This window comes from Streptomyces sp. NBC_00829 (genome assembly GCF_045161795.1).
Lineage (GTDB): Bacteria > Actinomycetota > Actinomycetes > Streptomycetales > Streptomycetaceae > Streptomyces.
The window spans coordinates 1,822,323-1,839,104 of sequence record NZ_CP108867.1 but is presented as its reverse complement, the minus strand read 5'-3'; the positions used below and the strand labels follow the sequence as shown (position 1 = coordinate 1,839,104).

General features: G+C 71.2%; 2 protein-coding genes. Both read left to right on the top strand.

The features are described from left to right. The first annotated feature begins 113 nt into the window (after nucleotides 1-113). Nucleotides 114-6,272 carry a type I polyketide synthase gene (locus OG293_RS07560; protein ID WP_405997995.1) on the top strand — a complete coding sequence of 2,053 codons (6,159 nt, stop codon included), beginning with the start codon at nucleotides 114-116 and terminating at the stop codon, nucleotides 6,270-6,272. A gap of 131 nt (nucleotides 6,273-6,403) precedes the next feature. Continuing rightward, nucleotides 6,404-16,777 carry a type I polyketide synthase gene (locus OG293_RS07555; protein WP_405997994.1) on the top strand — a complete coding sequence of 3,458 codons (10,374 nt, stop codon included), beginning with the start codon at nucleotides 6,404-6,406 and terminating at the stop codon, nucleotides 16,775-16,777. Nucleotides 16,778-16,782 lie beyond the last annotated feature (5 nt).

Sequence of the window (16,782 nt, the reverse complement as noted above, 5' to 3'; positions counted from 1 at the left end):
TGGGTCGTTCGGATCGGTTGGTGTCGCCGGTTCAGGCTCAGGTGTGGGGTTTGGGGCGGGTTGCTGCTCTGGAGGTTCCGGAGCGTTGGGGCGGTCTGGTTGATCTGCCTGGGGTGTTGGATGAGCGTGCTGTGTCGCGTCTGGTGGGTGTCCTCGCGGGTGCGGGTGCGGGTGCGGGTTCTGGTGAGGATCAGGTTGCGGTTCGGTCGTCGGGTGTGTTCGGTCGTCGTCTGGTCCGTGCTCCTCGTGCTCCTCGTGTTTCTGGTGTTTCTGGTGGTGGGGGCTCGGTTTCGTGGTTGCCGGGTGGGTCGGTTCTGGTCACGGGTGGTACGGGTGCGTTGGGTGGCCGGGTGGCTCGGTGGCTGGCGGGGGCGGGTGCTGAGCGTCTTGTGCTGATGAGTCGTCGTGGTGCGGATGCTCCGGGTGCGGTGGATCTTGTTGGTGAGCTGGCGGGGCTGGGTGTTGAGGTTTCGGTGGTGGCGTGTGATGGCGCTGACCGTGATGCGGTGCGGGCGTTGTTGTCGGCGGAGGCTGGGTCGTTGACGGCTGTGGTGCATACGGCCGGGGTTTTGGACGATGGTGTTCTGGAGGGGCTGAGTCCGGAGCGTATCGACAGGGTCCTGTCCGCGAAGGCCAGGTCCGCTGCCATCCTTCATGAGCTGACGGCCGAGTTGGGTATCGAGCTCTCCGCTTTCGTCCTCTTCTCCTCGGTCACCGGGACGGTGGGTGCGGCTGGTCAGGCCAATTACGCGGCGGCCAATGCTTATCTGGATGCCCTGGCTGAGCAGCGTTGTGCCGATGGTCTGGCGGCGACGTCCATTGCGTGGGGTCCCTGGGCCGAGGGCGGTATGGCCGCCGACGACGCGGTGGACGCACGGATGCGCCGCGAGGGCATGCCCCCGATGTCGCCGGACGCGGCACTGACCGTTCTGAGTCAGAGCGTCGGGTCCGCCGACGCGGCGCTGATGGTGGTGGACGTGGACTGGCAGCGGTTCGCACCTGCTCTGACCGTCGTGCGACCCAGCAACCTCTTTGCCGAGGTGCCCGAGGCCCGCCCCGCGGGAACGGATTCCGGTGCCGGCGACGCAACCCCCACCGAGGGAGCCGGTTCGTTCGTCGAACGGCTGGCCGCGCTCGGCAGGACCGAGCAGGAGCGGGAGTTCCTGAGCCTGGTCCGTACACATGTTGCCGCGGTACTCGGACACGACGGCTCGGACGCCGTCGGTGCCGAACGGGCCTTCAAAGAGCTCGGGTTCGACTCCCTCACGGCCGTCGAGCTGCGCAACAGGCTCGGTGCCGCCACGGGTGTGAGACTGCCGGCCACGCTGATCTTCGACTACCCCACGTCTGCCGCCCTGGCGGACTATCTGCGGGGCGAGCTGCTCGGTACGCGGGCCGTGGTCAGTGAACCAGTGTCCAAGGCCGTAGACGACGATCCGATTGCGATCGTGGCGATGAGCTGCCGTTTCCCCGGCGGTGTACGGAATCCGGAGGACCTCTGGCGGCTTCTGTCGACCGGTGGCGACGCCATCGGTGAGTTCCCGGCCGACCGCGGCTGGGATCTGGACCGGCTCTACAGCCCCGACCCCGACAAGCAGGGCACCTTCTACGCCCGAGAGGGCGGGTTCCTCTACGACGCGGCGGACTTCGACGCTGACTTCTTCGGTATTTCGCCGCGCGAGGCGCTCGCCATGGACCCGCAGCAGCGGCTCCTGCTGGAAACGTCCTGGGAAGCCTTCGAGCGGGCGGGCATCGACCCGTCATCGCTGCGCGGCAGCCAGGCCGGTGTCTTCGTCGGCACCAACGGCCAGGACTACGGAGCAACGCTCCAGGCCGTCCCGGACGGCATCGAGGCTTTTCTCGGTACGGGCAATGCGGCGAGCGTCGTCTCCGGCCGACTGTCGTACGCCTTCGGGCTCGAAGGCCCGGCCGTCACGGTCGACACCGCATGCTCCGCCTCACTGGTCGCCCTGCACTGGGCGGTACAGGCCCTGCGCGGCGGCGAGTGCTCGCTGGCCCTGGCAGGTGGCGTGACCGTCATGTCGTCGCCCGGTGCCTATATCGACTTCAGCCGTCAGCGTGGGCTGGCGGAGGACGGCCGTATCAAGGCGTTCGCTGCGGCTGCCGACGGTACGGGCTGGGGCGAGGGCGTCGGCATGCTTCTCGTCGAGCGTCTTTCCGACGCTCAGCGAAACGGCCACCCGGTCCTCGCGATCGTGCGAGGCTCTGCGATCAACCAGGACGGTGCCAGTAACGGTCTGACCGCTCCCAACGGGCCGTCCCAGCAGCGGGTGATCCGGGCGGCTCTTGCGAGCGCGGGTCTGTCGGCCGCCGACGTGGACGCGGTCGAGGCCCACGGCACCGGTACGAAGCTCGGTGATCCGATCGAGGCGCAGGCGCTCCTTGCCACCTACGGCCGTGAGCGCGCGGCGGATCAGCCGCTGCTGCTCGGTTCGATCAAGTCGAACATCGGGCACACGCAGGCCGCGGCCGGTGTCGCGGGCGTCATCAAGATGGTGCTGGCGATGCGGCACGGGGTGCTGCCGAAGACCCTGCACGTGGACGAGCCGACTCCGCATGTCGACTGGTCTGCCGGGGAAATCGCCCTGCTCACCGAGCAGCAGCAATGGCCGGAGACCGGTCGCCCGCGCCGGGCGGGCGTCTCGTCGTTCGGCTTCAGCGGTACGAACGCCCACACCGTCCTGGAACAGGCACCGCGCGCTGAGGAAACGAGCCCGTCCGGGCCGCCACATCAGTCCGATGTCATGCCGTGGGTGCTGTCGGCGAAGAACGAGGCGGCGCTGCGCGCCCATGCCGAGCGGCTGCGTTCGCGCATGGCCTCCGACGTGCTGCTGCGGCCCGCCGACGTGGCCTACTCCCTCGCGACGTCGAGGGCGGCTCTTGAGCAGCGTGCCGTCGTCGTGGCGACCGAGCGGGACGAGTTCCTGGCCGCTCTCAAGGCGCTGGCGGCGGGGGAGCAGGCTCTGGGTCTGGTGACGGGCACGGTGACCGAGGGCAAGCTGGCGTTCCTGTTCACGGGGCAGGGGAGTCAGCGGCTGGGGATGGGGCGGGAGCTGTATGAGGCGTATCCGGTGTTTGCGGAGGCGTTGGATGCGGTGTGCGCTCGGCTGGATCTTGAAGTGCCGTTGAAGGATGTGCTGTTCGGGTCTGATGGCGCTGCGCTGGATCGGACGGGTTTCACTCAGCCTGCGTTGTTCGCGGTTGAGGTGGCGTTGTTCCGGCTGGTGGAGTCGTGGGGTCTCAGGCCGGACTTCGTGGCGGGTCATTCGATCGGTGAGATCGCCGCAGCCCATGTGGCCGGGGTGCTCTCCCTCGATGACGCGTGCGCGCTGGTGGGGGCTCGTGGGCGGTTGATTCAGGCGCTGCCGACGGGTGGGGTGATGATCGCCGTTGAGGCGTCGGAGGATGAGGTTCTTCCGCTGCTGACCGACCGGGTGAGTATTGCCGCGGTCAACGGCCCGCAGGCCGTGGTCATCGCCGGTGACGAGGCAGACGCGGTCGCGATCGCCGAAGGCTTCAAGGCGCAGGGCCGTAAGTCCAAGCAGCTCACCGTCAGTCATGCGTTCCATTCGCCGCATATGGACGGCATGCTCGCCGACTTCCGTAAGGTCGCGGAGGGTTTGTCGTTCGAGGCTCCGCGCATCCCGGTCGTCTCCCAGCTCACCGGGACCCTGGTCTCGGGCGAGATGGCCTCGGCCGACTTCTGGGTCCGGCATGTCCGTGAGGCGGTCCGTTTCCTGGACGGCATCCGTGCCCTGGAGGCCGCGGGTGTCACGACGTACATCGAACTCGGCCCCGACGGTGTCCTCTCGGCCCTCGCCCAGGACTGTGTGACGAACGAGGACGCGGTCTTCGTCCCCGTACTCCGCAAGGGCCGCCCCGAGCCGGAGAGCATCACCACCGCCCTCGCGACCGCCCACACCCACGGCATCGCCGTCGACTGGCAGGCGTACTTCTCCGGCACCGGCGCCCAGCGCGTCGACCTCCCCACCTACCCCTTCCAGCGCAAGCGCTACTGGCTGGAGGAGATCCCCGGTACAGCCGCCGCCGAGCCCCTGCCCGGCTCCCTCGGGGCCGTGGACGCACAGTTCTGGGCAGCCGTCGACAACGCGGATCTTTCCGCGCTGAACGCCACCCTGGGCATCGACGCCGACCAGCCCCTGAGCGCCCTGCTGCCGGCGCTGTCCGCCTGGCGGCGGCAGCACAAGGAGCAGTCGGTCGTCGACGGCTGGCGCTACGGGGTCACCTGGAAGCCGATGGCCGATCCCGCCGCCCCACGGCCGTCCGGGACCTGGCTTGTCGTGTCCCCCGCCGGCGGGCACGCCGATCTTCCCCCGGTCTCCGCCGCCCTGGCGGCACAGGGCATCGACGTACGCGAAGCGTCCCTGGAAGCAACCGAGTTGGACCGCGCAGCGCTGGCCGGCCGACTGCGCGAGACGCTCGCCGGCGACCGGGCCGACGGCGTACTGTCCCTGTTGGCTCTCGCCGAACATCCGCACCCGGCCCATCCGGCGGTGCCCACCGGGCTGCTCCTGACGGGGACCCTCGTACAGGCGCTCGGTGACGCGGGCGTCGACGCCCCGCTGTGGTGCCTCACCTCGGGAGCCGTGGCGACCGCACCATCCGACCGGATCAGAAGCCTGGCGCAGGCGCAGGTCTGGGGCCTCGGCAGGGTTGTCGCCCTGGAACACCCCGAGCGCTGGGGCGGGCTCGTCGACCTGCCCGATCCGGCGGACGAGCGGGCTCTCGACCGGCTGCTCGCCGTGCTCGCGGGTGCCGGGGACGAGGACCAGATCGCCGTACGTTCCTCGGGGCTGCTCGCCCGTCGTATCGGGCACGCCGCGTCGCGTACAACCGCCGCGGACAAGGGCACAGCAGGCGGCGACCGCGCGCCGGACGTGTCCGCCTGGCGGGCCCGCGGCACCGTCCTCGTCACCGGAGGCACGGGCGCGCTCGGCGGGCACGTGGCGCGCTGGCTCGCGGCTCGCGGCGCGGAGCACCTGGTGCTGGCCAGCAGGAGAGGACCGCAGGCATCCGGCGCCGATGCCCTGGTCGCGGAGATCGCCGCGCTGGGAGCGCGGGCCACGGCCGTCGCGTGCGACGTGACCGACCGGGCCGCCGTGTCCGCGCTGCTCGCCACCCTCACCGACGGCACATACGGCCCAGGCCTCACCGCCGTCTTCCACACGGCGGGTGCCGGGCAGTTCGCGCCGCTCGCCGAGACCGGCCCCGGCGATGTCGCAGACGTCGTCGCCGCCAAGGTCTCGGGTGCCGCGCACCTCGACGAGTTGCTCGGCGGCACGGACTTGGACGCCTTCGTCCTCTTCTCCTCCATCGCAGGCGTCTGGGGCAGCGGAGGCCAAGGCGCCTACGCGGCAGCCAACGCCCACCTCGACGCCCTGGCCCAGCAGCGCCGGGCCCGCGGGCTGACGGCCACGTCCGTGGCCTGGGGGCCGTGGGGCGAGGGCGGCCTGGTCGCCGACGACGAGGCCGCCGAGCAGTTGCGGCGCCGCGGACTGCCTGTCATGGCACCGGAGTTGTCGCTCGCCGCACTCCAGCAGGCGCTCGACCGGGACGAGACGACGGTGACGGTCGCCGATGTCGACTGGGATCTGTTCGTGCCGGCCTTTACCGCAGCCCGGCCGCGTCCGCTGATCAGCGATCTCCCCGAGGTGCGCCATGCCCTAGCCGCCGAGCGGGACGCGGCCGTCACCGCGGCCGAGGAAGCGGCAGGTCTCGAAGCCGAGTTGCGGGGGATGAGCGGGGCTGAGGCCGAGCGTGTCGTGCTGGACCTGGTCCGTGCGCAGGTCGCCATCGTCCTCGGACACGAGGAAGCGGCGACGGTCGAGGCGGCCCGTGCCTTCAAGGAGCTCGGCTTCGACTCGCTCACCGCAGTCGAACTGCGCAACCGCCTCAACTCCGCCACCGGACTGAGGCTGCCCGCAAGCCTGGTCTTCGACTACCCGACCCCGGCCGCACTGGCCGCACACATCCGGGCGGAACTCCTCGGCGAGGACACCTCGCCCGAACTCCCGGCACTCGCGGAGATCGACAAGCTGGAATTTCTCCTCTCGTCGGTTCCCGAGGACACCACCGAACGCGCCCGCGTCACCGCACGGCTCGAATCGCTCCTGTCGAATTGGAACAGGGCAGAACGAGCGGTCATCGGAGAGGACGAAGAAATCGCCATCGAATCGGCATCCGCCGACGACCTCTTCGACATCATCAACAACGAATTCGGAAAATCCTGATCTGATGCCCGCTCCGATATCCGCTCCGATGCCCGACCTGATGCCTGATCCGATGCCTGATCCGATGCCTGATCCGATGCCTGATCCGATGTCCGCATGCATTCTGCATTTCCCCAGGGGGTGACGTTCCAGTGGCCAGCGCGAACGAAGAAAAGCTTCTCGAAAACCTGAAGTGGATGACCACTGAGCTGCGTCGGGCCCGCCGCCGCCTCCAGGAGGTCGAGGCCGACGCGCAGGAACCGATCGCGATTGTCGCGATGAGTTGCCGGTTCCCCAACGGGGTACGGTCCCCCGAGGATTTGTGGCGCCTGGTCGACGAGGGCGGCGACGCCATCACCGGATTCCCCGCCGACCGCGGCTGGGACATCGAGTCGCTCGCCGACCCGGATCCCGACCGCAAGGGCACCTTCTACAACACAGGCGGCGGATTCCTCGACGAAGCCACCGCATTCGACCCCGGATTTTTCGGCATATCGCCGCGCGAAGCGCTCGCGATGGATCCGCAGCAGCGGCAGCTCCTGGAGACCTCGTGGGAAGTCTTCGAGCGCGCGGGCATCGACCCCTCGGCGGTGCGCGGCAGCCGCACCGGCGTGTACGTCGGCGCGGGCGCCATGGGTTACGGAGCTGACCTCAAGGAGGCACCGGAAGGACTGGAGGGTCTGCTGCTGACCGGCGGCGCCACCAGCGTCCTGTCCGGCCGGGTCAGCTATGTCTTCGGCCTTGAGGGACCTGCGGCCACCGTCGACACGGCCTGCTCCTCCTCCCTCGTCGCCCTGCACCTCGCCACTCAGGCGCTGCGCCAGCGCGAGTGCTCGCTCGCGCTGGTCGGCGGCGTATGCGTGATGCCCAGCCCCGACGTGTTCGTCGAGTTCAGCCGCCAGCGCGGTCTGGCCGCCGACGGCCGCTGCAAGTCCTTCGCCGCGTCCGCCGACGGCACCGGCTGGTCCGAAGGCGTCGGCGTCCTCCTGGTGGAGCGCCTCTCCGACGCCCGCCGCAACGGTCACCCCGTCCTCGCCGTCGTACGCGGCTCCGCCGTCAACCAGGACGGTGCAAGCAACGGCCTGACAGCCCCCAACGGACCCGCCCAGCAGCGCGTGATCCGCCAGGCACTGGAGAACGCCCGGCTGTCGGCCGCCGAGGTGGACGCGGTGGAGGCGCACGGTACCGGTACGACCCTGGGTGACCCGATCGAGGCGCAGGCCCTGCTCGCCACCTACGGTCAGGACCGCCCCGACGAACGGCCGCTGTGGCTCGGCTCGCTCAAGTCCAACATCGGGCACACGCAGGCCGCCGCCGGTGTCGCTGGCATCATCAAAATGGTCATGGCGATGCGCCACGGTGTCCTCCCGCAGACCCTGCACGTCGACGAACCGACCCCGAACGTCGACTGGTCCGAAGGCGCGGTCTCCCTGCTCACCGAGCCGATGCCCTGGCCCGAGACCGGCGCGCCCCGCCGCGCGGGTGTCTCCGCGTTCGGAGTGAGCGGCACCAACGCCCACACCATCATCGAGCAGGCCCCCAGGTTCGACGCCGAGCCCGATGCCGAGCCTGCAGCGGCTCCCGGGGCTCCCGCGGCACCGGGCCTGGTCCCTGCCGTCCTGCCCTGGACGCTGTCGGGCAGGAGCGCCCCGGCCCTGCGCGCCCAGGCGGCCAGGCTGCTCACCACCCACGGCGGGGGCAGTTCCCCCGAACGCCCCCTCGACATCGGCTACTCGCTTGCCACCACCCGGGCGGCCCTGGAGCACCGCGCCGTGCTCCTCGGCCGTACCGAGGACGACTTCGGCGCGGCCCTCACCGCGCTTGCCGAAGGCGGGGAGTGCGCAGGCCTGGTGCAGGGCACGGTTTCCGGTGGCGGTCTGGCGTTCTTGTTTACGGGGCAGGGGAGTCAGCGGCTGGGGATGGGTCGTGAGCTGTATGAGGCGTATCCGGTGTTTGCGGAGGCGTTGGATGCGGTGTGCGCTCGGCTGGATCTTGAAGTGCCGTTGAAGGATGTGCTGTTCGGGTCTGATGGCGCTGCGCTGGATCGGACGGGTTTCACTCAGCCTGCGTTGTTCGCGGTTGAGGTGGCGTTGTTCCGGCTGGTGGAGTCGTGGGGTCTCAGGCCGGACTTCGTGGCGGGTCATTCGATCGGTGAGATCGCCGCAGCCCATGTGGCCGGGGTGCTCTCCCTCGATGACGCGTGCGCGCTGGTGGAGGCTCGTGGGCGTCTGATGCAGGCGCTCCCGTCCGGTGGCGTGATGATCGCGGTGCAGGCGTCGGAGGATGAGGTTCTTCCGCTGCTGACCGACCGGGTGAGTATTGCCGCGGTCAACGGCCCGCAGGCCGTGGTCATCGCCGGTGACGAGGCAGACGCGGTCGCGATCGCCGAAGGCTTCAAGGCGCAGGGCCGTAAGTCCAAGCAGCTCACCGTCAGTCATGCGTTCCATTCGCCGCATATGGACGGCATGCTCGCCGACTTCCGTGCTGTGGCGGAGGGTTTGTCGTTCGAGGCTCCGCGCATCCCGGTCGTCTCCCACCTCACCGGGACCCTGGTCTCGGGCGAGATGGCCTCGGCCGACTTCTGGGTACGGCACGTTCGCGAAGCCGTGCGTTTCCTGGACGGCATCCGTGCCCTGGAGGCCGCGGGTGTCACGACGTACATCGAACTCGGCCCCGACGGTGTCCTCTCGGCCCTCGCCCAGGACTGTGTGACGAACGAGGACGCGGTCTTCGTCCCCGTACACCGCAAGGGCCGCCCCGAGCCGGAGAGCATCACCACCGCCCTCGCCCAGGCCCACACCCACGGCATCGCCGTCGACTGGCAGGCGTACTTCTCCGGCACCGGCGCCCAGCGCGTCGACCTGCCCACCTACCCCTTCCAGCATGAGCGCTACTGGCTGGAGCCCGCCGCGGGAGCCGGTGATGTGAACGGTGCGGGCCTCGATCCGGCCGCGCACCCGTTGCTCGGGGCGGCCGTCACCCTGGCCGGCTCCGACAGCGTGCTGTTCACCGGTCGGCTGTCACTCCGCACGCAGCCCTGGCTCGCCGGCCACACCGTGTCCGGCACCACGGTGCTGCCGGGCGCCGCCTTCGTCGAGCTCGCCGTGCGCGCCGGTGACCAGGCAGGCTGTGAGCGCGTCGAGGCGCTGATGCTCGACGTGCCGCTCGCCCTGCCCGCCGAAGGCGCCGTACGGGTCCAGGTGCTCGTCGAGCAGCCCGACGAGCAGGGCTGCCGTCCCTTCACCGTCTCCTCCCGGCCGGAGACCGCTCCGGCCGACACCCCCTGGATGCGCCACGCCTGGGGCGTCCTCGCGCCCACGGCGCCCGCCCCTTCGTTCGATCTGGCGCAGTGGCCGCCCGCCGGAGCCGAGGCCGTGGACATCACGGACCTGTACGCATCCGACGGCACCGGGTCCAACGGCACCGCGTCCGACGGCACCGCCTCCGACGACGCCCAGGAAGCGCGCGGGCCCGAGCGCGGCACACTGTTCCGCGCCGTGGAGGCTGTCTGGCACCGCGACGGCGAACTCTTCGCCGAGGTACGCCTGCCTGAAGGCGGCCCGGAAGCGCAGGACTTCGGCCTGCACCCGGCGCTGCTGGACGCCGCCGCGCACGCGGCCTTCGCACTGGACGAGAACCGGGGCACCGGAGCCGGGCTGGGCACCTGGTCGGACGTGACCCTGCACGCGGTGGGCGCCGGTGCCCTGCGCGTACGCATACGGCGTGCCGCCGACGGGGCTGTCGCCCTGGACCTGGCGGACGACCTGGGTGAACCAGTGGCGACCGTGGGCGGGCTGACCCCACGGGCGTTCGTGGCGGGTGAGTTCGGTGCCCTGCAAGGGAGTCCAGGGGGAGCGGTTGTCCAGCACGACTCGCTGTTCCAGCTCGACTGGGTGCGGCTTCCTCTCATCGAGGGCACGTCAGCGCCCGCCGAGGAGTGGGTGGTACTGGGTTCCGCCGGGTTCGGCGGCCCGGCCACCGGGTACGCCGACCTCACCGCGTTGGGCGCGGCTGTCGACGCGGGCACTCCCGTACCGTCGTACGTCGTCGTCCCCTTCACGCGGCAGACCGCTGACATCGGCTCGGACGCCCTGCGTGAGGCCACTCACCGTGCGCTCGCACTTGTGCGGTCGTGGCTGGCCGACGAGCGGTTCGAGGCCTCGCGTCTCGTCGTCATGACCCGAAGTGCGGTCGCCGGGCCCGGCGAGGGCGTCGACGACCTGGCGCACGCCGCGCTGTGGGGTCTGGTGCGCTCGGCAGAGACGGAGAACCCCGGCCGTTTCGTTTTAGCCGACCTGGACGGGGACCTGGACCGGGACGGGGACGGGGACGGGGACCGGGACGAGTTCGTGGCGGCCGACCGGGACCGGGCGCCTGCCGCCGTCCGAGCCACCCTCCTCGCCGCCGCGCTCGCCTCCGGCGAGCCGGAGCTGCTGCTCCGGGACGGAGCCGTACACGTCCCCCGGTTGAACCGGAGCCGTACGGCCTCCGGCTCCGAGGACACCGGCATCGACCCGAACGGAACCGTCCTGATCACCGGCGGCTCCGGCACCCTCGCCGGGATCGTCGCCCGGCACCTGGTCGCCGCCCACGGAGTACGCCACCTGCTGCTCCTCAGCCGCCGGGGCGCCGACGCCCCCGGCGCCGCGGAACGCACAGCGGAACTCGCCGAGTTGGGTGCCGACGTGACCTGGGCGGCGTGCGATGCGGCCGACCGGGACGCCCTGGCCGCTGTCCTGTCCGCGATCCCGGCCGCGCATCCGCTCACCGGGGTTGTCCACACCGCCGGTGTCCTCGATGACGGTGTGATCGGCTCGCTCACTCCGGAGCGTCTGGACACGGTCCTGGGCCCGAAGGCTGACGCCGCGCTCCACCTGCACGAGCTGACCCGGGACCTGCCCCTGTCCGCGTTCGTCCTCTTCTCGGCGATAGCCGGCACACTCGGCAGTGCGGGACAGGCCAACTACGCGGCCGCCAACGTCTTCCTGGACGCGCTCGCACACCACCGCCACGACCGGGGCCTCCCGGCCACCTCACTCGCCTGGGGCCTGTGGGCCGACGCCAGCGGGATGACCGGCGGACTCGACGAGGCCCACCTGCGGCGCATGGAGCAGCACGGCATGGGCGTGCTCTCCGCCACCGAAGGCATGGCTCTGCTCGACGCGGCTCTCACTGCCGACCGACCGGTCCTGGTACCGGCCCGCCTGAACATCCCCGCCTTGCGCAACGCCGCGGGCCCCGGCCCGGTCGCCCCCGTGTTCCGGGCGCTCCTCGGCACGTCAGGCCGCCGGACCGCGCAGACCCGCACCGACGGAGGCACCCCGCTCGCCGACCGGCTGACCCGCCTCACCGGTCCCGAACAGGACCGGGCGCTGCTCGATCTCGTACGGACGCAGGTCGCATCCGTACTCGGCCACGCCTCGGCCGAACAGATCGATCCCACACGGGCGTTCAAGGATCTGGGCTTCGACTCCCTGACCGCTGTCGAACTGCGCAACCGGCTCAACGCGGCCACCGGACTTCGGCTGCCGACGACACTCGTCTTCGACCACCCGTCGCCCACCGTGCTCGCGCGGCAGCTGCGCGCCGAGCTGATCGGCGACGACACCGCCGCCGCCGTGGCCGAGCCGGTCACGGCCGTGGCCGACGACGAGCCCATCGCCATCGTGGCCATGAGCTGCCGCTACCCCGGCGGTGTCCGCACCCCCGAGGAGCTGTGGCGGCTCGTCGAGACCGGCGGCGACGCGATAGCAGGGCTCCCGGGCAACCGGGGCTGGAACACCGACGAGCTGTGCGCCGGCGAGGACGGCAGAACCTTCGAGGGCGGCTTCCTCTACGACGCCGACTCCTTCGACGCCGACTTCTTCGGCATCTCGCCGCGCGAGGCGCTCGCCATGGACCCCCAGCAGCGACTGCTGCTCGAAACCTCCTGGGAGGCGATCGAGCGTGCGGGCATCGACCCGACCACACTGCGCGGCAGCCGGTCCGGTGTCTTCGTCGGCGCCGCCTACAGCGGCTACGACGCACAACTGGAGCAGTCCGGCGCGGACGGCGTCCTCGGCCATGTGATGACCGGCAACGCGGGCAGTGTCATGTCCGGCCGTGTCTCCTACGCCCTGGGGCTGGAGGGTCCGGCGGTCACGGTCGACACGGCCTGTTCGTCGTCGCTGGTCGCCCTGCACTGGGCGGTGCAGGCACTGCGCAACGGCGAGTGCTCGCTTGCGCTCGCCGGCGGTGTGACGGTGATGTCGACCCCCGGCACCTTCAGCGAGTTCAGCCACCAGGGCGGCCTGTCGCCCGACGGCCGGTGCAAGGCGTTCGCGGCGGCTGCGGACGGTACGGGCTGGGGCGAGGGCGTCGGCATGCTGCTGGTCGAGCGTCTGTCGGACGCTCAGCGCAATGGTCATCCGGTCCTGGCGCTGGTCCGGGGCTCGGCGGTCAATCAGGACGGTGCGAGCAACGGATTGACGGCTCCGAACGGCCCGTCCCAGCAGCGGGTGATCCGGGCGGCTCTTGCGAGCGCGGGTCTCTCGGCCGCCGACGTGGACGCGGTCGAGGCCCACGGCACGGGCACGAAGCTCGGTGACCCGATCGAGGCGCAGGCTCTCCTCGCCACGTACGGCCAGGACCGCCAGGAAGACCGCCCGCTGCTACTGGGTTCCATCAAGTCCAACATCGGGCACACGCAGGCCGCCGCCGGTGTCGCGGGCATCATCAAAATGGTTGAGGCGATGCGCCACGGCGTGCTGCCGAAAACCCTGCATGTCGATGAGCCGTCGCCGCACGTGGACTGGTCGGCGGGCGAGGTGGCCCTGCTGACGCAGGCGGCCGAGTGGCCCGCCACCGAGCGGCCCTGGCGAGCGGGGGTGTCGTCGTTCGGCATCAGCGGCACCAACGCCCACACGATCATCGAGCAGGCGCCGGAAGCCGAGGCCGAGCCGCAGCCGCCGACGGTGACCGCCACGCCCGGGCCGCTGCCCTACGTTCTCTCGGCCAGGAGCTCGGACGCCCTCCGTGCCCAGGCCGGACAACTGCTGTCCGTGGTCGAGGCCGCCGACAGCCCCCGAGTGGCCGACCTGGCCTATTCGTTGGCCACCGGCCGTGCGGATCTCGATCACCGCGCGGCGCTCGTCGCCGACGACCGGGAGGGCCTGAAGCGCGCACTCGCGGCGCTGGCGGTGGGGGAGCAGGCTCCGGGGCTGGTGCAGGGCACGGTTTCCGGTGGCGGTCTGGCGTTCTTGTTTACGGGGCAGGGGAGTCAGCGGCTGGGGATGGGCGGGGAGCTGTATGAGGCGTATCCGGTGTTTGCGGAGGCGTTGGACGCGGTGTGCGCTCGGCTGGATCTTGAAGTGCCGTTGAGGGATGTGCTGTTCGGGTCGGATGCGGACGTGCTGGACCGGACGGGTTTCACTCAGCCTGCGTTGTTCGCGGTTGAGGTGGCGTTGTTCCGGCTGGTGGAGTCGTGGGGTGTGAGGCCGGACTTCGTGGCGGGTCATTCGATTGGTGAGATCGCGGCTGCGCATGTGGCGGGGGTGTTCTCGCTGGAGGATGCGTGCGCGCTGGTTGCCGCCCGCGGCCGTCTGATGCAGGCGCTGCCGTCCGGTGGCGTGATGATCGCCGTTGAGGCGTCGGAGGATGAGGTTCTGCCGCTGCTGACCGACCGGGTGAGCATTGCCGCGGTCAACGGCCCGCGGTCGGTGGTCGTCGCGGGTGACGAGGATGCTGCGGTCGCGGTCGTGGACGCGTTCCCGGACCGTAAGTCCAAGCGTCTCACCGTCAGTCATGCGTTCCATTCGCCGCATATGGACGACATGTTGGAGGACTTCCGTGCTGTGGCGGAGGGTTTGTCGTTCGAGGCTCCGCGCATCCCGGTCGTCTCCCACCTCACCGGGACCCTGGTCTCGGGCGAGATGGCCTCGGCCGACTTCTGGGTACGGCACGTTCGCGAAGCCGTGCGTTTCCTGGACGGCATCCGTGCCCTGGAGGCCGCGGGTGTCACGACGTACATCGAACTCGGCCCCGACGGTGTCCTCTCGGCCCTCGCCCAGGACTGTGTGACGAACGAGGACGCGGTCTTCGTCCCCGTACTCCGCAAGAGCCGCCCCGAGCCCGAGACCATCACCACCGCCCTCGCGACCGCCCACACCCACGGCATCGCCGTCGACTGGGACACGTACTTCTCCGGCACCGGCGCCCAGCGCGTCGACCTCCCCACCTACCCCTTCCAGCGCCAGCGCTACTGGCCCGGACCCGCCGCCGCGCGCGGTTCGGCGGCCGGCCTCGCGGACAATGAGATCGACGCCCGGTTCTGGGACGCGGTCGAGCGGGCGGACCTGGGCTCCCTCGCCGGAGGGCCGGAGATCGACGGGGACAAGCCGCTCAGCGCCGTGCTGCCCGCCCTCTCGGTCTGGCGGCGCAACCAGCAGGAGCAGTCGCAGGCGGACGCCCGGCTCTACCGCATCACATGGCAGCCGTGGTCCGGGGCGGACCGGGGCACACCCGCCGGTACCTGGCTGGTGGCCGTCCCGGCGCCGTACGCGGACGATCCGTGGGTCCGCTCGCTGACCGAGCGTATGGCCGAGGGCGGCGCCCGGGTCGTACCGTTGGAGCTCGACGTCACCGACAGCGATCCGGTGTCGCTGGGCGCCCGCCTGGACGAGCGGCTGCACGAGGCGGCCGTCGGCGGCCCGGTCGCCGGTGTCCTGTCCCTGCTGGCGCTGGACGAGCGGCCACACCCCGAATTCCCCGACGTGCCCGTCGGGCTGGCGCTCACCTCGGCGCTCACCTCGGCGCTCACCTCGGCCGACGAAGCGGCCGGAGGCGTCGAAGCAGCGCTGTGGTGCGTCACGCGGGACGCCGTAGCGGCCGTCGGGTCCGACGAACTCGGGGGCGCCGCCCAGGCGCAGATCTGGGGCCTCGGCCGGGTCGTCGCCCTGGAACACCCCGAACACTGGGGCGGACTCGTCGACCTGCCGGCGGTGTGCGACGACCGCGTCCTGTCCCGGCTGATGGCCGTGCTCGCAGGAGCGGGCGACGAGGACCAGTTGGCACTACGTACCTCCGGCACCCTCGTACGACGCCTGGCGCGCGCCGCCTCGCACGGCACGCGTTCCGCGGCGTGGAGCCCGCGCGGCACGGTGCTCATCACCGGCGGCACGGGCGCACTCGGCCGTCACACGGCACGCAGCCTCGCCGAGCGGGGCGCCGAACGGCTCGTCCTCGTCAGCCGCCGGGGCGCGGACGCGCCCGACGCGGCCGAGATCGAGGCGGAACTCTCCGCGCTCGGCGCGGACGTGACCCTCGCCGCCTGTGACGTCGCCGACCGGGAGGCGCTCGGAGCACTCGTCGCGCGGCTGGCCGCCAATGGCACCCCGGTGCGCACCGTGGTGCACGCGGCGGGTGTCTCACAGCCGCCCGGCACGGGCACGGACCTCCCCGGCTTCGCCCATGTCGTGGCCGCGAAGACAGCGGGGGCCGTCCATCTCGACGCGCTGTTCGACGAACCGGACTCCCTCGACGCGTTCATTCTCTTCTCCTCCATCGCCGGTGTCTGGGGCAGCGGGGGCCAGGGTGCGTACGCGGCCGCCAACGCCTTCCTCGACGCGCTCGCCGAACGGCGCAGGGCCCGCGGTCTCGCTGCCACGGCGATCGCTTGGGGGCCTTGGGCGGACGGCGGCATGGCGACCGAGGGCGACGCGGAGGAGCAGCTGAGCCGACGCGGTCTGCCGCCCATGGCCCCGGCGACGAATCTGCTGGCGCTGGAACGTGCCGTCGCAGGCCGGGAGGCCGCGGTGACGGTCGCCGACATCGACTGGGCCCGGTTCGCGCCCGTGTTCGCCGCGGCACGCCCCCGTCCGCTCATCGGCGACCTGCCCGAGGTCCGGGACGCGCTGCGTGGCGACACCCCCGCCGGGGAAGGACCGGCGGCCGGCAGTCCTCCCGCCGTACTCCAGCGGCTGACGCAACTCAGCGGAGAGGACAGGGAAGCGGCCCTCCTCGACCTCGTACGCGAGCATGCGGCAACCGCCCTCGGTCACGCGTCCGCCGACGCGGTCGCACCCGAACGGGCTTTCAAGGACCTCGGCTTCGACTCACTGACCGCGGTCGACCTGCGCAACCGTCTTGGCGCTGCGTGTGGCCTGCGGCTGCCGTCCAGCCTCGTGTTCGACTACCCCAACCCGCAGGCGCTGACCCGGCATCTGCTGCACACCCTCCTCCCCGAGGGGACAGGCGGTCCGGCCGGCCCGGCCCCGGACACCGACCCGCAGGAGGCGGAGCTGCGCCGGACGCTGGCCGCCATCCCGCTGGGCCGGATCCGCGAGGCAGGCCTGCTGGACACGCTGCTCCGGCTCGCCGGACCCGACACCCCCGCCACTGCCCCGAGCCCAGCCGACGAAGCCGGGTCCATCGACACGATGGATCTCCAGGACCTCCTCGACCTGGCGCTCGACGGCGGCGGTGATCCCGACGGCCCCGACCGACTCGACGGGTCCGGCGGCGACGACAACCACAGCAACCGATTCTGACGTGC